This is a genomic window from Enterococcus sp. AAFC-DPL-5146 (assembly GCF_058216635.1).
Map to the genome: position 1 here is coordinate 1,000,478 of NZ_CM177103.1, position 24,454 is coordinate 1,024,931.

The window sequence follows — 24,454 nt, forward strand, 5'->3', positions numbered from 1 at the left end:
AGTCAGATGAATCATCATGGTCATTTAATGAAAACCATTTCTCGCTTTTTTATTGCTTTTTTATCCTCTGTTTTTTTGTTTGCATTTTTAATTCTGTTAACATTGAGATTAACTCTCTTTAGTGAAAGCTATATTGCTAAACAAGCAGTGAAAGCAGACTATTATTCAGAATTAACGAAGGAAATCAATCAACAAGTCGAAAATAGTGCATTAGGAAGCAACATACCAGTAGGAGTTTTAAGCCAGTCAATCAGCCAAAATTTTGTAAAGACAGATGTAAATACCTATTTTGAAGCTATGTATAATTCAGGTTCTAAATATGCCATTTCTAACGAGCAAGAAATTCATGATGCAGTTTCTAAAGATATTATAAATTATATGAAAGAAAAAAATATCCAAGAAACACCAGAATCAAATCAAGCTGTAAATGGACTATCTGAAAATGCTGTAAAGATTTATAAAGGCTATATTGAATTACCATTTTTAGTTTCCTATGGTCGTAAAGTCATGAATTATAAATCAAAATTAGTTCTTTTTATGGGTATTTGTGGTGTTTTATGGGCGTTATTAAGCATTTCATTGTATTCTTCGTTAAGAGGATATTTTCACCGTTTATTAAGATACTGGGCATATATTTGTATAGGTAGCGGTTTTATGATGATCGTAGCACCTTCGATTATTTTGCTGAAAGGTTTCTTAAAAAAACTAGGAATTCAATCTAAAGCGATGTATGATTTCATTCAAACATATTTATCGAGTTTTTTATGGTTGTTTATTATCCTAGGGATTATTTCAATCATTATAGGTATTGTTTGCGGTGTAGTTAGTGAAATTAAGAGAAAACAATTATTTAGTGCTTAAAACTAGAAGACATTTCCTGCATCTATCTTAAATGATAGGTGCTTTTTTTTACGTAACATGATACCATAGAGACTTGGAGGGATGAAGATGTCGAAGAAAAACAAAGATATAGAAGTTAGAATTGAAGAAACACAGAAAAAAATCAATGGTGAAACAATCACGGTGAGTACCTTAATAATTGGTAAAAAAGAAATCGGTCAAGTTGTGCCACAAGACTCAAAAAAATTTGCTGTAATGATCGATGGGCGTAACGAAGCGACTGTAAAAACGTTAGATGAAGCTATTGAATATATCATTCGCCAGTGGAATTTAAACGACTAAAAATAAATAACAATTTTTTTCAAAATATGCTTGCATTTTTCTTGAAAGTTTTGTATTATAACTAAGTCAGGTTTTTTACTAAAACCTTTTGGAGGAATAGCGAAGTGGCTAAACGCGACGGACTGTAAATCCGTTCCTTAGGGTTCAGTGGTTCGAATCCACTTTCCTCCATTTTCACTTTTGGGGTATCGCCAAGCGGTAAGGCAACAGGTTTTGATCCTGTCATGCGTTGGTTCGAATCCAGCTACCCCAGTTTTATTAGAACAACTCATTTGGAGTTGTTTTTTTTTATAGAAAAAAAATCGTTAGTAACATCTGTTCTCTTTTTCTGAAATGTATGATAAAGTTAGTAAAAAGCATTAGGAGTGAATCAAATGAATATCAAAGAGAAAATAACTGAAACAGCTGAAAAAGTCTATGATTTAGCTCGTGAAGGAAAATATGATGTCAAAGTAAATCTTTTTTCTAAAAAGAAAAATGCGGAGAAATCAACTGGAATCAAAGTGATTTCTGCAAGAGATACAGCCCATACAAAAAAATGGCGTTCTAAAAACCGCTAAACGAATTAAAGTATAATAAATAGTGAGTGGAATAGAAGCATACTTCCTAAGTAACGGCGTCTGATTCCACCATTTATCTGAATTCCAAGAGATTGAGATATGACTCGTAGAGTTATGTCCCAGTCTCTATTTTAGTTATAAGAGATTTTATTTATCAATTTCAAGCCCCAAGACAGTTAAATGACCATTTCCTACTAGTTTAATAACAAGTCTAGCTAGATGGTTTGGAGACATATCTGTGTTACTTGTAATCCACCAATGAAGTGTTCCAATGAAAATAGATGTCATATATTCAATAATAAAATCGATAGGTACTTCTATATCATTTTCTGTGATTTTTAACTTAGCAAGAATATCTGCATATTTTTCATAAATAATCTCGGCTAATTTTTTTCGGAGTAACTCGTTGGAAGTGCCATCCATAATCGTTAGAAAAAATTTTTTATTCTTTTGGATATTGATATAAATATGTGTCAGCAGTAATTCAATTTGCTTTACTTTGATTCGATTACTGACGATGATCTGTTCCGTATCAATCACAGAAGTAAAGGCGTTGACTGCAAAATCAAAAATTTGTTCGTAAAGGTCTTGTTTGTCTTTGAAATGAGCATAGAACGTTGCACGGTTGATCATTGCTTCATCAGCAATATCTTGAATTGTTATACAATCGTATCCTTTTTCTTCAACTAAATGAAAGAAAGCTTCAATAATCATTTTGTGTGTCCGCTTTACCCGAAGGTCTATTTTCTTTGACATAAAAATTTCCTTTCGAAATAATCAACAGTTTTTGAAAGTTTGTCGCTTATCTCACAATATTGGGTGTTTTGCCTGTTGCAATTAAATTAGAATCTTTCTAAAATATACATAAGTATTATATCAGACACTCTGTAAGATAATCAACAAAGTGTTGTGAAATAAAAGGATATGAAATTTAAGGAGATTAAATGTATGACAATCAGAGCAGGAATAGATGTTGGTTCCACAACTGTGAAATTAGTAATTATTGACGAAGAAAATCATACAAAATTTGCAAAATACGAGCGACACTACTCAGATGTACAAGCGGCAACTGAAAAAATTTTGACCGAAGCAATGAATGAAATTGGTGATTCAACGCCAATTACAATGACAATTACAGGTTCTGGAGGAATGGGGTTAGCAGATGTCTTGAACATATCTTTTGTTCAAGAAGTGATTGCTTGTACGAAAACAGTAGAAGAGATTATACCAGAAACAGATGTCGCAATTGAACTAGGAGGTGAAGATGCAAAAATCACCTTTTTTGAAGGTGCTTTAGAACAACGAATGAACGGCAGTTGTGCTGGGGGGACAGGTGCTTTTATTGATCAAATGGCAGTCCTTTTAAAAACAGATGCAAATGGAGTTAATGAACTGGCTAAAAACTATCAGACGATTTATCCAATCGCATCAAGGTGCGGGGTGTTTGCTAAAACGGATGTTCAGCCTCTAATCAATGAAGGAGCAGCAAAAGAGGATATCTCAGCGAGTATTTTTCAAGCAGTGGTAAATCAAACAATTGCAGGACTTGCTTCAGGTCGCAAGATCAAAGGGAAAATAGCATTCTTAGGTGGTCCACTCTTTTTTATGTCTGAACTTAGAAAACGATTCATTGAAACGTTAGACGTTCAACCAGATGATGTGATTTTTCCAGAAAATCCGCAATTATTTGTTGCAATGGGAGCAGCTATTTATTCTGAAGGAGCCAAACCAACGACATTAGCGGATTTGATCCATCGCTTGACTAAGGGAGATCAAGAACAATTAAAACCTACGGACACTTTAGAACCACTGTTTCAAAATGAAGAAGAGCTAAAAGAATTTAGAGAACGTCATAATCAAGCAAAAGCACAAGAAAAGCGTTTATCGGGACATCACGGAGTGACATTCTTAGGAATCGATGCAGGTTCTACGACAACAAAAGTTACTTTGATAGATGAAGAAGGAAATCTATTGTTTTCATTCTACGGAAACAATCAAGGGCAACCCTTAGAAACAACAATGAGTGTTCTGAAAGACTTGTATCAGCAACTGCCAAAAGATGTTTTTATCGGAAAATCTGCAGTTACTGGATACGGTGAACACTTAATTAAGAACGCATTGAAAGTCGATATTGGTGAAGTGGAAACAATGGCTCATTATAAAGCAGCAGACCATTTTCAACCAGGAGTGGATTTTATTTTAGATATCGGCGGTCAAGATATGAAAGCTATGACAATCAAAGATGGTGTATTGTCTTCAATTCAACTAAATGAAGCTTGTTCGTCTGGATGTGGTTCTTTTATTGAGACTTTTGCTAAATCGCTGAACTTTGACGTAAAAGACTTCGCTGTTGAAGCACTGAGTTCTAAAGCACCAGTGGATTTGGGTTCTCGCTGTACAGTATTTATGAACTCAAAAGTAAAACAAGTCCAAAAAGAGGGCGCCTCTGTTGGAGATATTTCGGCTGGATTGTCTTATTCAGTTATCAAAAATGCAATCTATAAAGTAATCAAAGTTCGTCGACCAGAAGAGTTAGGAAAGAAAATCGTTTGCCAAGGAGGAACTTTCTATAATGAAGCTGTGTTGCGTGCTTTTGAAATGATTAGCGAGCGAGAAGTTGTTCGTCCGTCTATTGCTGGATTGATGGGGGCTTATGGAGCTGCTTTGATCGCTTTAGAAAATTATGAATTAGGACAAGAAACAACCATCCTCGGCTTAGAAGAGTTAGATACGTTTACAGCAGATAAAGAGTTCACCCATTGCGGTCTTTGCGAAAATAATTGTATGATGACCGTTACGATATTTTCTGATGGCCGTCAGTTTGTTACTGGTAATCGCTGTGAAAGAGGCGCAAGAATCAAAGTTAAAAGAGAAGACCGCAGAGTCAACTTAGTCGATTATAAGTACCGTAAATTATTTAAATATAGACCTTTGAAAGAAAAAGATGCTATAAGAGGAAGAATTGGTATTCCTCGAGTATTGAACATGTACGAAAATTATCCTTTGTGGCATACGTTTTTCACTGATTTAGGCTTCCGTGTGGAATTGTCGCCGCGTTCTAATAAAGAGTTGTATGAACAAGGAATGGAAACGATTCCTAGCGATACGGCTTGTTATCCAGCTAAAATCTCTCATGGACATATTCAAGCATTGATTGATTCTGAAGTTCCGATGATTTTTTACCCAGGTGTGGTTTTTGAACGGCAGGAGTCAGCGGAGGCAGATAATCATTTTAATTGCCCAATTGTACAAAGTTACCCAGATGTCATAAAAAATAATGTAGACGATATTCGTGATGGGAAAGTTGATTATCGTAATCCTTATATTAACTTAGCTAATGAAGCATCTGTAGCGAAAGTTTTATATGAAACTTTTGCAGATCTTGGCCTATCAGCGGAACAAGTGACTCAGGCATTACGTCATGGATACGAAGAACTAGACGCATTCAAAGAAGATATTCGAAACAAAGGGGAAGAAACCTTAGTGATGTTAAATCAAAAAGGGGAGAAAGGCATTGTTTTATCAGGACGCCCTTACCATTTAGACCCTGAAATCAATCATGGCATTGCAGATGTTATCACACAAGAAGGTTTCCATGTATTGACAGAAGACTGTGTTTCACATTTAAGCGATGTAGGTAATTTACGTGTAGTCAATCAATGGGTTTATCATTCGCGTTTGTATGCAGCAGCTCGTGTGGTGGCAAAATCGAAAAATCTAGAATTAGTTCAGCTGAATTCTTTTGGGTGTGGTTTAGATGCTGTGACCACCGATCAAGTGGAAGAGATTATGGATCAGTATGGAAAAATTTATACAGTCTTAAAGATTGATGAAGGATCAAATCTTGGAGCAATCAGAATTCGTTTACGCTCATTAAAAGCAGCGGTTGGTGAACGGGAGAAAATGAAGTTTGAACCGAAACTACAGCATGAAGAACCCGAAAAGATTGTCTTTACCAAAGAAATGAAAAAAACACATACCTTACTTTTGCCAATGCTAAGTCCAATCCACCAATCAGGCTTAGTTGATGTGGCGTTAAAAGCATCTGGATATAATGTTGTTTGTTTACCTGCAGATGATCGAGAAGCAGTTAATGTAGGTCTGAAATATGTTAATAATGATGCGTGTTATCCAGCAATTATTTCGATTGGGCAACTGGTAGAAGCCTTGGAAAGTGGAACATATGATTTGAACCATGTTAGCGTGATGATGACCCAAACAGGTGGAGGTTGTCGTGCGACGAATTATATTCCGTTGCTTAGAAAAGCGTTAAATGATGCGGGCTTCCCTCAAGTTCCAGTAGTGTCAGTATCAATGGGCAATAAAGGAGTTGAATCAAATCCTGGATTCAAGTTTACTTTGCCGATGTTGAAACGGATTGCAGTGGCTTTCTTATATGGTGATTTATTCGAGCGAGTTGTTTACCGAACACGTCCGTATGAAACCAAAGTGGGAATGATTGATGCACTTCATGATAAATGGTTGAAACTAGTTGAGAAAAATGTTCGCAATGGTTCATTGACACTTTTTAATCGAAATATGAAGAAAATTATCAAAGAGTTTGATGAAGTGCCATTAAAAAATATTCAAAAACCAAAAGTCGGAGTTGTTGGCGAAATTTTGGTGAAATATTCACCCACTGCCAATAACGATATTGTCCGATTACTAGAAGCTGAGGGAGCCGAAGCGGTTGTTCCTGATATTGTCGGCTTTATGAATTACTCATTGTATAATCAAATTTGGAAATATGAAAATATGGGCATGTCCAAACAGAGTAAAAACCTAGCACAATTTGCGATTCGCATCATTGAATATGTCGAAAAACCGATGGATAAGGCATTAAGAAACTCGAAAAGATTTGACGGTCTTAGCTCTATCTATGAATTAGCAGAAGATGCAGGGAAAATTCTTTCGATTGGAAATCACACTGGTGAAGGCTGGTTTTTAACTGGGGAAATGATTGAACTATTGAAAGCAGATGTGAATAATATTGTTTGTATGCAACCATTTGGATGTTTGCCAAATCATGTAGTTGGTAAAGGAGTGACGAAAGAGTTGCGCCGTCAATATCCTAAAGCTAACATTGCACCAATTGACTATGATCCTGGCGTTTCTTTAGTGAATCAATTGAATCGAATTCGTTTGATGATGGCAACAGCGCATAAAATGATGGATGAAGAAAAAATTCGTTCATAATAAAAAAATGACCTAAGTTGTATAATTATATGCAACTTGGGTTATTTTAGCTGAGGACGATAATAAGATTTTTTGTTTTTGTATTTCTTTTTGTAGATTATTTATTATATAATAAACGTACTAAGAAGTGAATTGGTTTTTTTATGAAGCATACCAAATATTTTATGGTAACGTTTCATTTGCTAAGGTTTAGAACTCTAGGTTGTATAAAAGGTATATACCAGTTATAATGAAAGAGAGTAAAAAGGAGGAAATAAGATGGTCTCAAGTTTACCAGTTTATATTCAAATCCACGATAAAATTAAAGATGATATTGAACATGGCGTCTGGAAGATTGGAGATAGGCTGCCATCAGAGCGCGAATTAGCTATCCAGTTTAGTGTTAGCCGTATGACACTGAGGCAAGCCATTCAAACACTTGCCGACGAGGGGATTTTAGAACGCAAGATTGGTTCAGGAACATATGTCGCTCGAAAAAAAGTCCAAGAAACAATGACAGGAACAACCAGTTTTACTGATATTATGCTCTCTCAAAATCGAGTACCATCTAGCCGTACAGTTTCTTATTACGTAGCGAAACCAAGTTCTAGCGAAATGGAAAAATTAAAACTAAAAGAAAATGAGCAAATCGTTCGAATGGAGCGCATTCGTTTTGCAGATGATTTGCCTATCTGTTTTGAAGTAGCAAGTGTGCCATATTCTTTAGTGGATCAGTATAGTAAGACTGAAATCACAAGCTCTTTCTACAAAACATTGGAAGAAAAAGGCGGCAATAAAATTGGTCATGCCAATCAAACAATCTCAGCAATGTTAGCTTCTGAACAGATCGCTGATTATTTAAAAATTAAACGTGGAGATGCTATTTTACGTTTACGTCAAGTATCTTATTTTGAAAATGGAATACCGTTTGAATATGTAAGAACACAATATGTGGGGAACCGCTTTGAATTTTATTTAGAGAAATAAAAAAACGACGAGATAGCTGAAAAAGCCTGATCTCGTCGTTTTATTTATAACATGTATATCATTATTTTGTTAAATCTATTTTTTCACTGATCCAATAAATCAAAATACCGCCAATGGACATGGATAAAAGTTCACCAATTACAACCGTCAACCAAGTATAAAAAAACGGCAAGTGGTAAAAATAAGTCAATTGCCCAGCGACAGTAAACATAGAAAATGAACAAATAATAGCTGTGAAAATTATTTTTTTGATTGGGCTTTTTAATCGTTTTGTTCCATAGTAAGAAAAAAGTAAAATCAAGAATGTTGATAAACTACCAATAACTACATCCACTAAACCTAAAGGTGAAGCAAAATTTGAAATAGCCACACCCAAAGTTACAGCAACAATATAACGTTTATTGAAAAGTGGTAAGTAGTTAAACATTTCCGAAAACCTAAGCTGAATAGCACCAAAACTAAAGGGTGCCAAAAAAATAGTAACCACGACATACAATGCAGTAATAAAAGCCATTTTCGCTAAAGCGATGACAGACCATGGTTGGGTCTGTAAGTTAGGGTTATTCATTTGTATTCTCCTTTGTAAAACAGATTATCTGTTTTAGTAATAACTATGACCAAAGGACGTGACTGCTAAAAGTACAGCCAACTGAAGTGTCATAGTGTGAATTTCTTCACTGTTTTTTATGGTACCTAAGATTGTGTAGATTGTAAAGTATAATCACGTTACTTTTCTAGCCAACCGCCATCGATAGTCATTACAGTTCCGTGAATATAATCTGCTTTTTCGCTCGCTAAAAAAAGCGTCAATGAAGCAACTTCTTCAGGTTTTGCCCAGCGTCCGGCAGGGGTTTCATTAGCCACCCATTCGGCCATTTTACCATCACCAGCGAAATCAGCAGCATTCATCGGTGTTTGAATGGCCCCAGGAGCAATAGCATTTGCTCGGATTCCCTTTTTGATATAATCATGATCCAGTTGTTTAGTATAACCAATAATTGCATGTTTAGAAGCGGTATAAGCAGCACCACCACCTCCAGCAACCATTCCTGCAATAGAAGCCATGTTGACAATCACACCATGCTTTTGTTTTAGCATTTGCGGTAAAACGTGATTGGTGACTAAAAAAGTTCCCTTTAAATTTACAGATAAAACATGATCCCACAACTCTTCAGTTGTTTCCAAAGTAGGTGTGTAGTCATCCAAAATACCGGCAGTATTCAATAAAATATGTATCATACCGAATTGTTTATTTGCTTTTTCTATAGCCGCAATAATCTCATTTATTTTAGTGACATCACCTACATAGGAAGTAAATATTCCCGCTGAATTCACTGCTTTTTCTGCTGTTTCAGCTAAACCGACTGCATCAAGATCCATACCTAAAATATTTGCCCCTTGATTAGCAAAGGCGATAGCTTGAGCTTGACCAATCCCGGAAGCTGCTCCTGTAATAAAAACTGTCTTTTCTTTATACTCGTCGAAATGCATATTGTTTCCTCTTTTCTTTATAGTAACAAGAAAAACTAGGACAACTTATGTAAAGCGTCCTAGTTTGTTCTGAAACTTTAATCTGCGTTGACGATTGCCCAGTCTTCTGCCAGTAGATCACAAACTGTTGGCGAAAACATGCTGTACCCTTCGTCAGATGTTTTTATCAAAAAATAAGGAGTAACTTGGAGGAAGGTACCATCCGACGTTCCAATTTCTTCTCTCAGTTCAATGTATAATTCAAAACCACTCCAACCCGTTCTTACGGCTTTCGCCCCTTTTTTAATCTGAGGTAATACTTCTTCAAATGTCATCTACTTGCTCCTTTTCAGTAATGGGTATTTCATGGTAAGAACATTCCCCTTTTTTAAACGTTACTTGGCCATTTAATTGCTCGACGATTTCCGCCATAAACTGCTCGGTTTTTGGTTCATCAACAAGGCAAATGACTTCAACATGTTCTCCATAAATCGTTTCTTGTAAAGTATAAGGATTATTATCCATAAAATTTTGAACATTTCCTAGATTTGGATAACTGATTGTTAAGCGTATTTCCTGCTGTAACTTACCTTCAACCAAACCAATTTCAGTTAAAGCATGTGAAACAGCGTGACTATAGGCTCGGATCAAACCACCAGAACCTAGCTTAGTGCCGCCAAAGTATCGAGTAACAACTGCGGAAACGTTAATCAATTCTTGTTTTTTTAAGACCTCCAGCATGGGTACACCAGCAGTTCCGCTAGGTTCACCATCGTCACTACTTCTCTGGATATCATTTTTTTCACCAATTACAAAAGCACTACAATTATGATTGGCTTTCCAATGTTCTTTTTTCTTTTGAGCAATAAAATCTTTTGCTTCTTCTTCTGAATAAACACGTTTGAGAGTACAGATAAATCGTGATTTTTTTATCTCGATTTCACTTTCTCCATCAGAACGAATGGTAAAATAACTTTCAAGCATGTTCTCATTCCTTTTCTAGATAATGTCTTAAGTATAAAAAAAATATGAGGGAGAAGCAACCGTTCTTGCTAAATGTATTGAAATAAGGGAGCATCGTTTGCTTCTTTAGGTATCTATGAGATAATGATTAAAAGAATTTTGGATAGAAAAAGGAGTGAAGAATTTGGCAAAGGAGCGTCAAAAGAAATATGATAGCGTTACCCATTATTTAACAACCAATGGTGGTTCACAAGTAACTCTGACATTTACTCAATTTGATGAGCTGCTTTTTCCTCATTCTGGACTTCCTAAAACAGCACGAAAAGATGTTGATTGGTGGGCAAATGATCATAAACATCCAGAAAAAGGAGCTTACGGTTGGCTTAATGCTAGTTATCAAGTTGTGCAAGTAAACATTGACAAAGAATATGTCGTCTTTAATAAATTATTAAAATCTAAGTGGCTTATTTAAATGGTCAAACAATAATGAATTATAAATAGGAAGCGTTGACAAAAAACGGTTTTTCACTATAATATGTTTAATATAAAAAGAAAAAGGAGATGGATGGGAATGGCTAAAAAAACGATTATGCTTGTATGTTCAGCTGGGATGAGCACAAGTTTGCTAGTGACGAAAATGCAAAAGTCGGCTGATGCACAAGGAATAGATGCAGATATTTTTGCAGTTTCAGCTTCAGATGCTGACAATAATTTAGAAAGTAAACCTGTAGATGTTTTATTATTAGGCCCACAAGTCCGCTTTATGAAAGGCGATTTTGAAAAACGCTTAGAACCAAAAGGAATTCCGTTAGAAGTAATCAATATGGCAGACTATGGCATGATGAACGGAGAAAAAGTTCTAGAACAAGCCTTGAATTTAATGGGAAATAAAGACTAAATTAAGTGAGATGAGTGAGACAGAACAATGTCTCACTCATTTTTTTCTATATTTTCCATTCCTGTGCAAAAAAAATTACAGGAAAAAATGCGTAACTTAATAGTGGAGGGGGAATATGAAAGAATTATGGGGAAGAAAAGTTTTAAAAAAAGAAATAAATGATATTGAAGGGATTGAAGAACAAAGCCAAAAATTACCAACGATGAAAGTGTACAGTGAAAAAGACATACAATGCTTACGTTGCGGTTCTATTCATCGTAAACAAGAGGCACAGCTAGTTAATGGCTGTTTCTTTTGTTCAGAATGTATTCAATTGGGACGAGTGGATACAGCCCAAGAGTTTTACCATTTACCAGAACCAAAATCTCAAAAAAGAATAGTTCATTTTGCATGGGAAGGAGAGCTTACAAAAGGACAGATGGAGGTATCAGATCAATTAGTAGATTCTGTAAAAAAAGCCGAATCGAGAATGATCTGGGCTGTAACAGGTGCTGGGAAGACGGAAATGTTGTTTGAAATGATTCATTATTGTTTAGAATCTGGTTATAGGATTGGTGTATCTTCACCTAGAGTAGACGTTTGTTTGGAGCTATTTCCTAGAATACAAGCAGTTTTTCCTGATGAAGAGATGATTCTGCTTCATGGAAAGATGGAAGAGCCGTATCGTTATACTAAATTACTAGTATGCACGACCCATCAGTTATTACGTTTTTATCAAGCCTTTGACGTATTGATTATTGATGAAGTTGATGCATTTCCCTTTGTAGGTAATCCATTACTTCAATATGGGGTACAACAAGCCATCAAGAAGAAAAGTTCCCTCATTTATTTAACAGCAACACCAACGAAAGAACTAACCAAAAAAACACAACAGAAAGAACTTCATACAAGTATTTTAGCAGCTCGTTACCACCGGAGAGTTTTACCAGTTCCAAAAATGAAATGGTGCCATCAATGGCATCAAAAAATCAAACGTGGCGATAGCCCTAGACCATTAGTTGCTAAAATTCGTATGTTAATGAGCAAAAATAATGTGCTGATTTTTTGCCCGAGTATTTCAATGATGGAGCAGTTAAAAACTGTTGTTGAAAAGCAATTTCCAGAAGTACCATTAGCCTGTGTCCATTCACAAGATCCAGACCGTTTAGAAAAGGTAATGAAGATGAGAAATAAAGAGTATCGAATTCTGATAACTTCAACCATATTAGAACGAGGTGTGACATTTGATGGTGTGTCGGTGATTGTTTTAGGTGCGAATCACAATATTTTTGCTACGTCTGCACTTGTTCAAATTGCTGGTCGAGTTGATCGCAGAAAGGAATACACAGCGGGGGAAGTTTGGTTTTTACACGATGGTTGTACAAAAGCCATGAAAGAAGCAATCAAACAAATCAAAAAAATGAATTCATTAGGCTTAAAAAGAGAGTTAATTGATGAAATGTAATTATTGCAGTCAAATAATTAATAGAAATTTAACGATCAAGGAAATTTTTATTCTTAAGAAAATAGCGACTGAACAATTATGTTCGTCATGCCGTAATGAATTTAGCAGACTAACACAAAAAGAATGTTGCTATGGTTGTCAGCGTCAGACGAAAGATAAATATTGTAGTGACTGTGTAAAGTGGCAAGAGTATTATCCATATTATGATTTTCATCATGAAGCACTTTTTTCATACAACCAAGCGATGCAAGAATGGTTTGAAGAATATAAATTTAAAGGCAACTACACACTTAGGTTCAGTTTTGCTTCTTCTTTACAGACATACTTTAAAAAGAAAAAGAACTTTCTTGTCATTCCAATGCCAATTTCAAAAGAGCGTATGGAAGTTCGAGGCTTCAATCAAGTTGAAGGATTACTAGAAGCAGCAAACATTCCATATCAACCATATCTTGTAAGGGTTACTGATGGTGTTTCTCAAGTACAAAAAACAAGAAAAGAACGACTGACCTTAAAACAACCTTTTAAACTGACGAAAGAAGGACAAAAAGCTGTTGCAAATTCTGACATTCTTTTGGTAGATGATATCTATACAACGGGACGTACAATTTTTCATGCAGCCCAAATTATTTTAGAGAATCAGCCAGCAAAACTGTATACGTTTTCTATCGCAAGATAAAAGAGTAATTAAAATATAAAATAGACCGCAATTTTGTTGGCAAAATCTAGATATTTCGTTATAATAGAATTAAGAAGAAGGATAACTGAGTGGTCCTGTTATTCCTTCTTTAGTGGCAGATGAAAGGGGTAATCGTTATGTTTAGATATAATGTGCGTGGAGAAAACATCGAAGTTACTGAAGCTATCCGAGATTATGTAGAGAAAAAAGTTGGTAAATTAGAGCGTTATTTTAGTGATTCACCTGAAGCAACAGTGCATGTGAATTTAAAAGTTTACACTGAAAAAACAGCAAAAGTCGAGGTTACAATTCCTCTACCTTATTTAGTTTTACGTGCTGAAGAAACATCACCTGATTTATATGCAAGTGTTGATTTAGTTGTAGATAAATTAGAACGACAAATTCGCAAATTTAAAACAAAAATTAACCGTAAATCTCGTGAAACAGGGATGAACACTGCAAAAGCAGCTATTTTCTTAAATGGTGAAGAAACACCAGATGAAACGCCAGAATTAGACATTGTTCGTACAAAACGCCTTTCTTTAAAACCAATGGATAGTGAAGAAGCCGTATTACAAATGAACATGTTAGGACATAACTTTTTTATCTTTGAAGATTCAGAAACAAATGGAACAAGCATTGTTTATCGTCGTAAAGATGGCAAATATGGATTGATTGAAACTGATTAATAATAATTGATTCAAATAAATTTGCCCTTGATTCAATGTACTAGAACTAAAAAAATCTAATTTTTTTAAATTTGTAGGTTTTTTTATAGAAATTGCTTTCAGGGGTTATTTTTCTTTCCAAAAGCTTGATTTTTAAGAGACTGAAGCAAGACGGCATACGTTTTGTCGCAGTCTCTTTTCCTTATTTTTAGCATATATACATAAAAAATGACATAATATATTATTAATATTAAGAGAAGTTATTTCCTTTCTTAGCAACTAGTGATAAAATAGAAAGGATGATTGTGCATTTAGTGCAAAAAATAAATAGATTTTATTGAAAGGAACACTTAAAAACATGGCGAATTTTTTAAAAAAGATGATTGAAAATGATAAAAAGGAATTGAAACGCTTGGATGGTATTGCTGCCCAAGTAGAAACTCATGCTTCAGCTATTGCTGCATTGAGCGATGAAGAATTAAAAGCAAAGACTGACGAGTTCAAAGCTCGTTACAAAAAAGGGGAAACATTAGATCAATTATTACCAGAAGCTTTTGCGGTTGTTCGTGAAGCTGCAAAACGCGTTTTAGGGTTGTATCCATACCGCGTTCAATTAATGGGTGGTATTGTCTTACACGATGGTAACATTCCTGAAATGAGAACTGGTGAAGGTAAAACATTGACTGCGACAATGCCGGTTTATTTAAATGCTTTAACAGGTGAAGGCGTTCACGTAGTAACTGTCAATGAATATTTAGCTACACGTGACTCAGATGAAATGGGTGAACTGTATAACTTCTTAGGTTTGACAGTTGGTTTAAATATCAACTCAAAAACATCTGAAGAAAAGCGTGATGCTTATAATTGCGATATCACTTACAGCACGAATAATGAACTAGGTTTTGATTACTTACGTGATAATATGGTTGTATACCGTAACCAAATGGTACAACGTCCATTGAATTATGCAATCGTGGATGAGGTCGATTCAATCCTGATTGATGAAGCTCGTACACCATTGATTATTTCAGGTCAAGCTGAAAAATCAACTGCGCTTTATACTCGTACAGATAACTTCGTTAAACGTTTGAAAGAAGAAGAAGATTATAAAATCGATGTTCAATCTAAAACAATTAGTTTAACAGAAGCTGGTATCGAAAAAGCAGAAGAAAACTTCGGCTTAGATAACCTATACGATATTGAAAACACAGCTTTGACTCATCATATGGATCAAGCGTTACGTGCTAACTTTATCATGCTTCGCGATATTGATTACGTTGTTCAAGAAGGTAAAGTCTTGATTGTTGACCAATTTACTGGTCGTATCATGGATGGCCGTCGTTATTCAGATGGCTTACATCAAGCAATCGAAGCTAAAGAAGCTGTAGAAATTGAAGATGAAACAAAAACAATGGCAACAATCACGTTCCAAAACTATTTCCGTATGTATAAAAAATTAGCGGGGATGACTGGTACTGCTAAAACGGAAGAAGAAGAATTCCGTGAAATCTATAATATTCAAGTTTTCCAAATTCCAACAAACCGTCCAATCATCCGTGATGACCGTGCAGATTTACTTTATCCAACACTACAAAGTAAATTTAAAGCAGTTGTCCAAGATATTAAAGAACGTTACCATAATGGTCAACCAGTCTTAGTCGGTACAGTTGCTGTTGAAACTTCAGAGTTATTATCAGAACTATTAAATAAAGAAAAAGTACCTCATGAAGTATTGAATGCGAAAAATCACTTTAAAGAAGCAGAAATCATTATGAACGCAGGTCAAAAAGGTGCAGTTACAATCGCTACCAATATGGCTGGACGTGGTACAGATATCAAGCTTGGTCTAGGTGTTATCGAACTTGGTGGTTTAGCTGTTATCGGTACTGAACGTCATGAATCTCGCCGTATTGATAATCAATTACGTGGACGTGCAGGTCGTCAAGGAGACCCAGGGGTTTCTCAATTCTACCTATCACTTGAAGATGATTTAATGAAACGTTTTGGTTCAGAACGAATTAAAGCATTCTTGGATCGAATGAATATCGAAGAATCAGATGCAGTGATTCAAAGTAAAATGCTAAGTAAACAAGTAGAATCTGCGCAAAAACGTGTTGAAGGAAATAACTATGATACACGTAAAAACGTCTTACAATATGATGATGTAATGCGTGAGCAACGTGAAGTTATTTATGCTCAACGCCAAGAAGTAATCATGGAAGAAACTGAGTTAACTGAAACATTGTTAAACATGGTAAAACGTACCGTTACTCGTGTTGTGGATAGCCATACTCAATTAGAAAAAGAAAACTGGAATCTTGAAGGCATAGTAGATTTTGCGGCCTCAACATTAGTTCATGAAGACTCTATTTCTGAAGCAGATATCGAAGGTAAATCACCAGAAGAAATCAAAGAATACTTGGTGAAACGTGCTCAAGAAGTTTATGATGCTAAAGTAGAACAATTAAATGGACCAGAGCAAATTCTAGAATTCCAAAAAGTTGTTATTCTACGAGTTGTAGATACAAAATGGACGGATCATATCGATGCAATGGATCAATTACGTCAATCTGTAGGTTTACGTGCCTATGGACAAAATAATCCATTAGTTGAATATCAAACAGAAGGCTATAATATGTTTGAAGAAATGATTGGTGCAATTGAATTTGAAGTTACTCGTCTATTCATGAAGTCAGAAATTCGTCAAAACGTTCAGCGTGAACAAGTAGTTCAAGGTGAAGCAAGTCATCCTGATGAAGAGGAATTAGAAAGTAATACAAATGCGAAACAAAAACCAGTCCATGTTGACGAAAAAATAGGACGTAATGATCCTTGTCCATGCGGCAGTGGTAAAAAATACAAAAATTGTCATGGTAAAGATATGTAATAATTGACTAGGGTGGGGCTGTTCGCCCCACCTTCGTTTGTTGTGTACTAAAGTATTGAAACTGGAAGGAAGAGAATGTCATGGAAAATGCTGAAATCCGAACTGCTTTAGATGAAATGAATCAATCAATCACAAGTTTCAGGGGGTCTCTTTGACTTAGATCAGTTAGAAGAGAACATTGCAGAAGCAGAAAATAGAATGGCAGAGCCTGGTTTTTGGGATAATTCAGAAACAGCACAGCAATTAATCAATGAAACCAATGTTCACAAAGAGAAGTATCAACAATTTCATCAATTTGCTGACGAGCTGGAAGAACTTGAAATAATGAGTGAAATGCAGCAAGAAGAATATGATTCAGATACTCAAGTGGAATTGGAAGATCGTTTATTAGCTTTAAAAGAGAAATTAAGTATTTATGAACTATCTTTATTGTTAAACGAGCCTTATGATAAAAATAATGTTATTATGGAACTCCATCCAGGGGCTGGAGGCACAGAGTCTCAAGATTGGGGCAGTATGCTCCTTAGAATGTATACACGCTGGGCTGAAAGTCATGGTTTTCAAGTTGAAACATTAGATTACCAAGCAGGAGACGAAGCGGGCATTAAAAGTGTAACTCTTTTAATAAAAGGTTATAATGCTTATGGGTATTTAAAATCTGAAAAAGGGGTTCATCGCTTAGTTCGTATTTCTCCTTTTGATTCTGCTAAACGCCGTCATACTTCTTTTTGTTCGGTTGATATTATGCCTGAATTGGATGGAAATGTTGAGATTGATATTAATACAGATGATCTGAAAGTTGATACCTATCGTGCCAGTGGAGCTGGTGGACAGCATATCAACAAAACAGAATCAGCTGTTCGAATTACTCATATTCCAACAGGAACTGTTGTTGCTAGCCAAGCGCAACGCTCACAATTAAAAAACCGCGAACAGGCGATGGGGATGCTTAAAGCAAAACTTTATCAACTGGAGATGGACAAAAAAGCTCAAGAAGCTGCTTCCTTGCGTGGTGAACAATTAGAGATTGGCTGGGGTTCACAAATCCGTTCCTATGTCTTCCATCCATACTCAATGGTTAAGGATCATCGAACCAATTATGAGACCGGAAATGTACAGGCAGTGATGGACGGAGATTTGGATGGTTTTATTGATGCTTACTTAAAGCAACAAATGAATTAAGCAATTCACATAAATGAAACAAAATTGTAAACTGTTGAAAGAGCCTTGAAACAAAGTCATGTTATAATGATTGATAGTCTAGAAAACAGAGATGGAGAGAATACGCCATGATTGAAATGAAAGATGTAATGAAAAAATATTCGAATGGTACGACTGCTATCCGAAATATTTCAGTGGAAATAAAACAAGGTGAATTCGTTTATGTTGTTGGACCTTCCGGAGCCGGAAAATCAACATTTATTAAACTTATGTACCGTGAAGAAAAAGCAACAAAAGGCCGTTTAAAAGTCGCTAGTCATGACTTAATGAAAATAAAAAATGCTGAAGTCCCTTATCTTAGAAGAGAAATCGGAATTGTCTTTCAGGATTACAAACTATTGACGAAAAAAACTGTTTATGAGAACGTTGCCTATGCAATGCAAGTTATTGGTCGTAAACCAAGAGATATCAAGAAAAGAGTAATGGAAGTTCTTGACCTAGTTGGTTTAAAACATAAAGTGCGGGTTTTCCCGAGCGAATTATCTGGTGGAGAACAACAACGTGTTTCTATTGCCCGTGCAATCGTAAATACACCTAAAGTTCTAATTGCCGATGAACCAACAGGAAACCTTGATCCAGAAAACTCATGGGAAATCATGAAACTTTTAGATCGGATCAATGCTCAAGGAACAACTGTTGTAATGGCAACACACAACAGTACAATTGTAAACACGATCCGTCATCGCGTAATCGCCATCGAAAATGGCCGAATTATTCGAGACCAAGCGGAAGGAGAATATGGCTACGATGATTAGAACCTTCTTTTCTCATGTCCTAGAAAGTATTAAAAGTTTAAAACGTAATGGGTGGATGACAATTGCGTCAGCCAGTGCTGTTACGATTACTTTGGTCCTTGTTGGGATTTTTATGGCAGTAATTTTTAATGCAACAAAACTAGCAAAAGATATCGAGGAGAACGTTACCGTATCCGTCTTTGTTGATATCGGTACGACACCTGATGAAATGCAAAAATTAGAAAAAGAATTAAACAAAATCGATAACGTTGAAACAATTTCTTATTCTAATAAAGACAAACAGTTAAAGAAAATCCAAAAACAAATGGGTGAAGCTTGGAACTTGTTTGAAGGCGATAGCAATCCATTATATGATGTATACTATGTAAGTGCCAAAGAACCATCAGATACGAAAAAAATCTCAGAAAAAGCAGCTAAACTGCCTAATGTATTTAAAGCAGATTATGGTGGTGTATCATCAGATAAAATTTTTAGTATTGCTGGAAAAGTTAGAACGTGGGGGCTAGGAGCTGCAATTTTACTATTGTTTGTCGCGGTGTTCTTGATCTCTAATACAATTCGTATCACGATTATTTCTCGTCAAAGAGAAATTCAAATCATGCGTTTGGTTGGTGCTAAAAATGGTTATATCCGTTGGCCATTCTTTATAGAAGGAGCTTGGATCGGTTTAATTGGAGCCATTATTCCAATTTTAGTATTAACTTTTGGGTATCAACAATTCTATACGCTATTCAATCCACAATTGTTAAGTTCAAATTATTCATTGTTGAAGCCTGAATCATTTGTTTGGCAAATAGATATATTGATGGTAGTGATTGGGATGACAATCGGATCTTTAGGTTCAATCATTTCAATGCGCCGTTTCTTAAAAATTTAATACAATTAAAGCAGACGTTATTGTCTGCTTTTTCTTTACTTATTTTCATAAGTTCGTTATGCTTTACAAGGGGCATGTATGAAATACGTGATTGGGGTGAATAAATGAAATTTCTATATGATAATTTATTTGTTATTATTTTTATTGCTAATATGCTATTATCGTTGATTATTGTTTTTCGAGAACGAAAACAAACAGCTCAAACTTGGTCATGGTTGTTGGTATTGATGTTTATTCCTGTGTTGGGATTTATTCTTTATATTTTCTTAGGTCGAGGTATTTCCAAAGATAAAATTTTTGATATGAAGATGCAGGCTAAAATTGGTATGAATGCCGAGATCGAAGCGGAGAAACAATCCTTATTGAGAGGTCTATTTCCACACCCACCAACTGGTGAAGTTGATTCAAAACAGTTGATTTATATGCTAACTATATTTGAAAGTTCACTCTATACAACAAGCAATGATATTCGTTTATACACAGATGGACGAGAAAAATTTGATGGGTTAATCGAAGATATTCGTCAAGCAAAAGACCATATCCATATGGAATATTATATTTATCGTGGAGATACTTTAGGTAAAGAAATTCGTCAGGAATTGATAAGTGCGGTCAAAAGAGGGGTTAAGGTTCGATTACTTCTAGACGCATGGGGCTCAACTCAGGTAAATATGAAATTTTTTGAAGAATTAAGACGCATGGGAGGAGAAATTGCCTTTTTCTTTCCATTATTTGTTCCTTATTTAAATCCTCGAATCAATTATCGTAATCACCGGAAAATTGTTGTGATTGATGGTAAAATTGGCTATACAGGTGGGTTTAATGTTGGGAATGAATATTTAGGTGAAGTCAAAAAATTTGGTTACTGGCGTGATAATCATCTGCGGATTCATGGTGAGGCTGTGTATAGTTTGCAAAATAGGTTTTTAATGGATTGGAATTCACAGCATCGTGAAGAGTTAAGTTACGATTCAGCATATTTTCCGCCAATAAATTCTGATGGAAAAAAAGCAGTTCAAGTTGTAACGAGTGGTCCTGATTCAGAACTTGAACAAATCAAGATGACCTATCTAAAAATGATTTCTATAGCTAAAAAAGAAATTTTAATTCAAACGCCCTACTATATACCAGATGCATCTATCCATGAAGCACTGAAGTTGGCGTTATTATCAGGAGTTAAAGTTCGTATGCAAATACCGAATAAACCGGATCATATGCTAGTGTACTGGGCAACCTATTCGTTTTCTGCTGAGTTATTAGAATATGGTGCTATTATCGAGACATATGAACATGGATTTATTCATGCGAAAACAATGATCATTGACGGTGGAATCGTTTCAGTTGGTTCGGCTAATATTGATGTACGTTCTTTCCGTCTTGATTTTGAAGTAAACACGATTATTTATGATCAAGAATTTTCAGAAGAAGTAAGAGATGCTTTTTATGAAGACTCCAAAGTATCAGAACTTTTAACAGAAGAGAAATACCGTAATCGAGGCGTACTTATTAAATTGAAAGAAGGATTAGCTCGCCTGATTTCGCCATTGTTATGATGACTATAAGAAGTGCAATCTGAATGATAGATTGTGCTTTTTATGTTATCTTTTTTTACTATTTTAATATTTCTGTTTGTTATTTTATTATAAAAAAAAGCTTCCTTAAGCAACTTATAATTTTCAACTGAAACAGTTAATGTTAAAATGAATTGATTGAATTGAGTTTGGAGGATTATCAGATAAATGAAAAAGAAAATGCTATTATTTTTTAGTCTAATCGGAATACTAACTTTATCAGGCTGTGCTAAGTGGATTGACCGAGGTGAATCAATTACAGCGGTTGGCTCATCAGCCTTACAGCCTTTAGTTGAGACTGCTGCTGAAGAGTACCAGAGTCAGCATCCAGGACGCTTTATCAATGTCCAAGGTGGCGGTAGCGGTACAGGATTGAGTCAAGTTCAGTCTGGTGCTGTTGATATTGGAAATTCAGATTTATTTGCGGAAGAAAAAAAAGGAATCGATGCATCAAAATTAACAGATCATAGAGTTGCTGTGGTAGGGATTACACCGATTGTAAATAAAAATATTGGTGTATCAGATATCTCATTAGAAAACTTGAAAAAAATATTTTTAGGTGAAATAAGAAATTGGAAAGAAGTTGGAGGGAAAGATATTCCTGTAGTTATGTTGAACCGTGCTGCCGGAAGCGGTACGCGTGCCACTTTTGAACGATGGGTATTAGATGGTAAAACGGCAATACAAGCGCAAGAACAAGATTCAAGTGGAATGGTTCGCTCCATTGTTGCAGATACACCAGGAGCAATAAGTTATACAGCTTTTTCTTATGTTAACGAAGAAGTCAATACGCTGAGTATTGATGGTGTAAAACCAACAGATGAAAATGTTACAATTAATAAATGGACAATTTGGTCATATGAACATATGTATACTTTGGGTAAACCAAAACAATTAACTGAAGAATTCCTAGCCTTCATGTTGTCAGAAGATGTACAAGAAAAAATCATTGGACAATTAGGCTACATTCCTGTTTCTAAAATGAAAGTAGAACGAGACTGGCAAGGCAACCTCATCAAATAACTGCCTTTACACAAAATTTACAAACTTAACATAAGCTTTACATGTTATTAAACGCAAATTTATGTTAAAAAGTTACACTGATTTTATTATGGAAAGTATTTAGTTTATGGAGCACTTATTAGAGAAATAAAAATTTTCTTATGATAAAAAGTACCATAATCATTTTTTCCTATTTTTCATTCGAAGCTGAATTAGCTCGTTCAGCTTCTATGTTATCTAGCTTCACAGGTTAGCCTTTCGTAAAAAAGGCTGGACGATCCTGTTACGCTTTTAATTTAAGGAGGAATTTTCTTGGAGGATGTACAGAAAAAATTGTTGACCAAATCAAAGCGTGCCAGAATGGAACAACGAGGGAAATTTATTAGCTTCCTTTGTATTGCTTTGATTGTTTTAGTTGTCCTATCAATCTTTTATTTTGTAGCAAGTAAAGGATTAGCAACCTTTTTTACAAATAAAATTAAACTTTCTGATTTTTTATTCGGTACAAACTGGAACCCCAGTGAAACAGGAACAGACGGTAAGCCAATGGTCGGTGCATTACCAATGATTGCTGGATCTTTTATTGTAACATTTATGTCTGCAATCATTGCAACTCCATTTGCAATAGGGGCAGCTGTCTTTATGACAGAGATTTCTCCAAAAAAAGGGTCAAAAATTTTACAACCAGTTATTGAGTTGTTAGTTGGGATTCCGTCGGTAGTTTATGGATTTATTGGATTATCTGTCATTGTACCGTTTATTCGTTCGATTTTTGGTGGTACAGGTTTCGGGATTTTAGCAGGAACATTTGTCCTTTTCGTGATGATTTTACCAACAGTGACAACAATGACGGTTGATGCATTAAAATCTGTTCCACGTCATTATCGGGAAGCATCATTGGCATTAGGAGCAACTCGCTGGCAAACAATTTATAAAGTTGTTTTACGAGCGGCTGTTCCAGGAATTTTAACCGCTGTTGTTTTTGGTATGGCTCGTGCTTTTGGTGAAGCGTTAGCGATTCAAATGGTTATTGGGAATGCAGCAATTATGCCTTCTAGTTTAACAACACCTGCTTCAACATTAACAAGTATTTTAACAATGGGTATTGGAAATACGATTATGGGAACCGTAGAAAATAACGTACTTTGGTCACTAGCGTTGATTTTACTGTTGATGTCATTACTCTTTAATATCATTATACGGATCATCGGCAGGAAAGGAGCCTTGAAATAATGAATGCAAAAAAAGCAGATAAATTTGCGACAGGTGTCTTATACACTATTTCAGGCATCATTGTTTTAATCTTAGCAGCATTGCTGCTTTATATTTTGGTTCGCGGTATTCCGCATATTTCTTGGAACTTTTTAACGAAACCTTCTAAAGCTTATCAGGCAGGAGGCGGTATTGGAATTCAATTGTTTAACTCATTATATTTATTGTTGATTACGATGTTAATTAGTTTCCCTATCTCCTTAGGCGCAGGTATTTACTTATCTGAATATGCGAAGAAAAACTGGGTTACAGATCTTATCAGAACTTCGATTGAGATTTTGAGTTCACTACCTTCTGTGGTAGTTGGTTTATTCGGTTTCTTGATTTTTGTTATACAGTTAGGGTATGGTTTTTCAATCATTTCTGGAGCTTTGGCATTAACATTTTTCAATCTACCTTTACTGACAAGAAATGTGGAGGAATCTTTAAAAGCTGTTCATTATACTCAACGAGAAGCTGGATTATCATTAGGATTATCTCGTTGGGAAACGGTCATAAAAGTTGTTGTTCCAGAAGCATTACCGGGGATTTTAACGGGTGTAATTTTAAGTTCTGGAAGAATTTTTGGTGAAGCTGCTGCATTGATCTATACTGCGGGACAAAGTGCGCCAGCATTAGATTTCAGTAACTGGAATCCGTTGAGTGTTTCAAGTCCAATCAGTATTTTCCGTCAAGCTGAAACGTTAGCTGTTCATATATGGAAGATTAATACAGAAGGAACAATGCCAGATGGAGCAGCAGTTTCCGCTGGTGCTTCAGCAGTTCTGATTCTAGTTGTATTATTATTTAATTTCGGCGCTCGTTTTATCGGAAACAGACTGTATAAAAGAATGACATCAGCCTAAT

23 protein-coding genes and 2 tRNA genes are annotated in these 24,454 nt (G+C 35.4%); 20 read left to right on the forward strand and 5 right to left on the reverse strand.

What is annotated here, in order from left to right:
• Positions 1-6 precede the first annotated feature (6 nt).
• The 5 genes from AC4BB2_RS04535 to AC4BB2_RS04555 all read left to right on the forward strand — a co-directional run bounded on the left by AC4BB2_RS04535 (position 7) and on the right by AC4BB2_RS04555 (position 1,742).
• On the forward strand, positions 7-861 hold the full coding sequence (locus tag AC4BB2_RS04535; RefSeq protein WP_490474251.1) for a hypothetical protein: 855 nt from the start codon (positions 7-9) through the stop codon (positions 859-861).
• A gap of 87 nt (positions 862-948) precedes the next feature.
• Positions 949-1,182 (forward strand): DUF2969 domain-containing protein, encoded by a 234-nt coding sequence (locus AC4BB2_RS04540; RefSeq protein ID WP_490474252.1) that lies wholly within the window; start codon positions 949-951, stop codon positions 1,180-1,182.
• A gap of 90 nt (positions 1,183-1,272) precedes the next feature.
• Positions 1,273-1,353 (forward strand) — tRNA-Tyr (locus AC4BB2_RS04545).
• Positions 1,354-1,363: 10 nt separating this feature from the next.
• Positions 1,364-1,435 (forward strand) — tRNA-Gln (locus AC4BB2_RS04550).
• A gap of 121 nt (positions 1,436-1,556) precedes the next feature.
• Positions 1,557-1,742, forward strand: coding sequence for a hypothetical protein (locus AC4BB2_RS04555; RefSeq protein WP_490474253.1), 186 nt, complete (start codon positions 1,557-1,559; stop codon positions 1,740-1,742).
• A 147-nt stretch (positions 1,743-1,889) separates the two neighbouring features.
• On the opposite strand, the gene AC4BB2_RS04560 is transcribed toward AC4BB2_RS04555, so the two are convergent.
• On the reverse strand, positions 1,890-2,498 hold the full coding sequence (locus AC4BB2_RS04560; protein WP_490474254.1) for a TetR/AcrR family transcriptional regulator: 609 nt from the start codon (positions 2,496-2,498) through the stop codon (positions 1,890-1,892).
• A 192-nt stretch (positions 2,499-2,690) separates the two neighbouring features.
• Here AC4BB2_RS04560 and AC4BB2_RS04565 point away from each other — a divergent pair, with 192 nt between their 5' ends.
• Together AC4BB2_RS04565 and AC4BB2_RS04570 are read left to right on the forward strand one after the other, a co-directional pair.
• Positions 2,691-6,938 (forward strand): acyl-CoA dehydratase activase-related protein, encoded by a 4,248-nt coding sequence (locus AC4BB2_RS04565; protein WP_490474255.1) that lies wholly within the window; start codon positions 2,691-2,693, stop codon positions 6,936-6,938.
• 258 nt (positions 6,939-7,196) lie between these two features.
• Positions 7,197-7,904, forward strand: a complete 708-nt coding sequence (locus tag AC4BB2_RS04570) for a GntR family transcriptional regulator (protein WP_490474256.1) — start codon at positions 7,197-7,199, stop codon at positions 7,902-7,904.
• Positions 7,905-7,965: 61 nt separating this feature from the next.
• On the opposite strand, the gene AC4BB2_RS04575 is transcribed toward AC4BB2_RS04570, so the two are convergent.
• From AC4BB2_RS04575 to AC4BB2_RS04590, 4 genes are all read right to left on the reverse strand, one after another.
• Positions 7,966-8,472: a QueT transporter family protein gene (locus AC4BB2_RS04575; protein ID WP_490474257.1), complete on the reverse strand. Its 507-nt coding sequence runs from the start codon at positions 8,470-8,472 to the stop codon at positions 7,966-7,968.
• A 158-nt stretch (positions 8,473-8,630) separates the two neighbouring features.
• Complete coding sequence (locus tag AC4BB2_RS04580) at positions 8,631-9,395, reverse strand: 3-oxoacyl-ACP reductase (protein WP_490474258.1); 765 nt, start codon at positions 9,393-9,395, stop codon at positions 8,631-8,633.
• Positions 9,396-9,472: 77 nt separating this feature from the next.
• Complete coding sequence (locus AC4BB2_RS04585; RefSeq protein ID WP_490474259.1) at positions 9,473-9,709, reverse strand: DUF2829 domain-containing protein; 237 nt, start codon at positions 9,707-9,709, stop codon at positions 9,473-9,475.
• Positions 9,699-10,358: a YigZ family protein gene (locus AC4BB2_RS04590; protein ID WP_490474260.1), complete on the reverse strand. Its 660-nt coding sequence runs from the start codon at positions 10,356-10,358 to the stop codon at positions 9,699-9,701. The genes AC4BB2_RS04585 and AC4BB2_RS04590 overlap by 11 nt, the downstream gene beginning before the upstream one ends.
• A 163-nt stretch (positions 10,359-10,521) precedes the next feature.
• Between AC4BB2_RS04590 and AC4BB2_RS04595 the strand changes: the two genes are divergently transcribed.
• From AC4BB2_RS04595 to pstA, 13 genes are all read left to right on the forward strand, one after another.
• Complete coding sequence (locus AC4BB2_RS04595; protein ID WP_490474261.1) at positions 10,522-10,809, forward strand: DUF7662 domain-containing protein; 288 nt, start codon at positions 10,522-10,524, stop codon at positions 10,807-10,809.
• 99 nt (positions 10,810-10,908) lie between these two features.
• Entirely contained in the window at positions 10,909-11,235 is a 327-nt protein-coding gene (locus AC4BB2_RS04600) for a PTS sugar transporter subunit IIB (protein ID WP_490474262.1), read from the forward strand.
• A gap of 115 nt (positions 11,236-11,350) precedes the next feature.
• The gene (locus tag AC4BB2_RS04605; protein ID WP_490474263.1) at positions 11,351-12,679 is read left to right on the forward strand and encodes an ATP-dependent helicase ComFA; all 1,329 of its coding nucleotides are present in this window, start codon (positions 11,351-11,353) and stop codon (positions 12,677-12,679) included.
• Positions 12,669-13,355, forward strand: a complete 687-nt coding sequence (locus tag AC4BB2_RS04610; RefSeq protein WP_490474264.1) for a ComF family protein — start codon at positions 12,669-12,671, stop codon at positions 13,353-13,355. The genes AC4BB2_RS04605 and AC4BB2_RS04610 overlap by 11 nt, the downstream gene beginning before the upstream one ends.
• A 137-nt stretch (positions 13,356-13,492) precedes the next feature.
• Entirely contained in the window at positions 13,493-14,044 is a 552-nt protein-coding gene (hpf, locus tag AC4BB2_RS04615) for a ribosome hibernation-promoting factor, HPF/YfiA family (protein ID WP_010760772.1), read from the forward strand.
• A 337-nt stretch (positions 14,045-14,381) separates the two neighbouring features.
• Complete coding sequence (gene secA, locus AC4BB2_RS04620; RefSeq protein WP_490474265.1) at positions 14,382-16,910, forward strand: preprotein translocase subunit SecA; 2,529 nt, start codon at positions 14,382-14,384, stop codon at positions 16,908-16,910.
• Between the two features lie 80 nt (positions 16,911-16,990).
• Positions 16,991-18,092 (forward strand): peptide chain release factor 2 gene (gene prfB, locus AC4BB2_RS04625; protein ID WP_490474266.1). Its coding sequence is split into 2 segments (ribosomal slippage): positions 16,991-17,062 and positions 17,064-18,092, totalling 1,101 coding nucleotides; the frame shifts between segments, so codons are not numbered across the junction.
• A gap of 107 nt (positions 18,093-18,199) precedes the next feature.
• Positions 18,200-18,886: a cell division ATP-binding protein FtsE gene (ftsE, locus tag AC4BB2_RS04630; RefSeq protein ID WP_069633789.1), complete on the forward strand. Its 687-nt coding sequence runs from the start codon at positions 18,200-18,202 to the stop codon at positions 18,884-18,886.
• On the forward strand, positions 18,879-19,763 hold the full coding sequence (ftsX, locus tag AC4BB2_RS04635; RefSeq protein ID WP_490474665.1) for a permease-like cell division protein FtsX: 885 nt from the start codon (positions 18,879-18,881) through the stop codon (positions 19,761-19,763). The genes ftsE and ftsX overlap by 8 nt, the downstream gene beginning before the upstream one ends.
• A gap of 104 nt (positions 19,764-19,867) precedes the next feature.
• On the forward strand, positions 19,868-21,316 hold the full coding sequence (cls, locus tag AC4BB2_RS04640) for a cardiolipin synthase (protein WP_490474267.1): 1,449 nt from the start codon (positions 19,868-19,870) through the stop codon (positions 21,314-21,316).
• Positions 21,317-21,502: 186 nt separating this feature from the next.
• Entirely contained in the window at positions 21,503-22,357 is an 855-nt protein-coding gene (locus tag AC4BB2_RS04645) for a phosphate ABC transporter substrate-binding protein PstS (protein WP_490474268.1), read from the forward strand.
• Positions 22,358-22,648: 291 nt separating this feature from the next.
• On the forward strand, positions 22,649-23,569 hold the full coding sequence (gene pstC / locus AC4BB2_RS04650; protein ID WP_490474269.1) for a phosphate ABC transporter permease subunit PstC: 921 nt from the start codon (positions 22,649-22,651) through the stop codon (positions 23,567-23,569).
• Positions 23,569-24,453: a phosphate ABC transporter permease PstA gene (gene pstA, locus AC4BB2_RS04655; RefSeq protein ID WP_490474270.1), complete on the forward strand. Its 885-nt coding sequence runs from the start codon at positions 23,569-23,571 to the stop codon at positions 24,451-24,453. Before pstC ends, pstA begins: the two co-directional genes overlap by 1 nt.
• Position 24,454 lies beyond the last annotated feature (1 nt).

Excerpts from the sequence above, each read along its gene's own strand:
- AC4BB2_RS04535 (WP_490474251.1), top strand. The coding sequence starts at position 7 with ATGAATCATCATGGTCATTTAATGAAAACCATTTCTCGCTTTTTTATT.
- AC4BB2_RS04540 (WP_490474252.1), top strand. The coding sequence starts at position 949 with ATGTCGAAGAAAAACAAAGATATAGAAGTTAGAATTGAAGAAACACAG.
- AC4BB2_RS04555 (WP_490474253.1), top strand. The coding sequence starts at position 1,557 with ATGAATATCAAAGAGAAAATAACTGAAACAGCTGAAAAAGTCTATGAT.
- AC4BB2_RS04560 (WP_490474254.1), bottom strand. The coding sequence starts at position 2,498 with ATGTCAAAGAAAATAGACCTTCGGGTAAAGCGGACACACAAAATGATT.
- AC4BB2_RS04565 (WP_490474255.1), top strand. The coding sequence starts at position 2,691 with ATGACAATCAGAGCAGGAATAGATGTTGGTTCCACAACTGTGAAATTA.
- AC4BB2_RS04570 (WP_490474256.1), top strand. The coding sequence starts at position 7,197 with ATGGTCTCAAGTTTACCAGTTTATATTCAAATCCACGATAAAATTAAA.
- AC4BB2_RS04575 (WP_490474257.1), bottom strand. The coding sequence starts at position 8,472 with ATGAATAACCCTAACTTACAGACCCAACCATGGTCTGTCATCGCTTTA.
- AC4BB2_RS04580 (WP_490474258.1), bottom strand. The coding sequence starts at position 9,395 with ATGCATTTCGACGAGTATAAAGAAAAGACAGTTTTTATTACAGGAGCA.
- AC4BB2_RS04585 (WP_490474259.1), bottom strand. The coding sequence starts at position 9,709 with ATGACATTTGAAGAAGTATTACCTCAGATTAAAAAAGGGGCGAAAGCC.
- AC4BB2_RS04590 (WP_490474260.1), bottom strand. The coding sequence starts at position 10,358 with ATGCTTGAAAGTTATTTTACCATTCGTTCTGATGGAGAAAGTGAAATC.
- AC4BB2_RS04600 (WP_490474262.1), top strand. The coding sequence starts at position 10,909 with ATGGCTAAAAAAACGATTATGCTTGTATGTTCAGCTGGGATGAGCACA.
- AC4BB2_RS04605 (WP_490474263.1), top strand. The coding sequence starts at position 11,351 with ATGAAAGAATTATGGGGAAGAAAAGTTTTAAAAAAAGAAATAAATGAT.
- AC4BB2_RS04610 (WP_490474264.1), top strand. The coding sequence starts at position 12,669 with ATGAAATGTAATTATTGCAGTCAAATAATTAATAGAAATTTAACGATC.
- hpf (WP_010760772.1), top strand. The coding sequence starts at position 13,493 with ATGTTTAGATATAATGTGCGTGGAGAAAACATCGAAGTTACTGAAGCT.
- secA (WP_490474265.1), top strand. The coding sequence starts at position 14,382 with ATGGCGAATTTTTTAAAAAAGATGATTGAAAATGATAAAAAGGAATTG.
- ftsE (WP_069633789.1), top strand. The coding sequence starts at position 18,200 with ATGATTGAAATGAAAGATGTAATGAAAAAATATTCGAATGGTACGACT.
- ftsX (WP_490474665.1), top strand. The coding sequence starts at position 18,879 with ATGATTAGAACCTTCTTTTCTCATGTCCTAGAAAGTATTAAAAGTTTA.
- cls (WP_490474267.1), top strand. The coding sequence starts at position 19,868 with ATGAAATTTCTATATGATAATTTATTTGTTATTATTTTTATTGCTAAT.
- AC4BB2_RS04645 (WP_490474268.1), top strand. The coding sequence starts at position 21,503 with ATGAAAAAGAAAATGCTATTATTTTTTAGTCTAATCGGAATACTAACT.
- pstA (WP_490474270.1), top strand. The coding sequence starts at position 23,569 with ATGAATGCAAAAAAAGCAGATAAATTTGCGACAGGTGTCTTATACACT.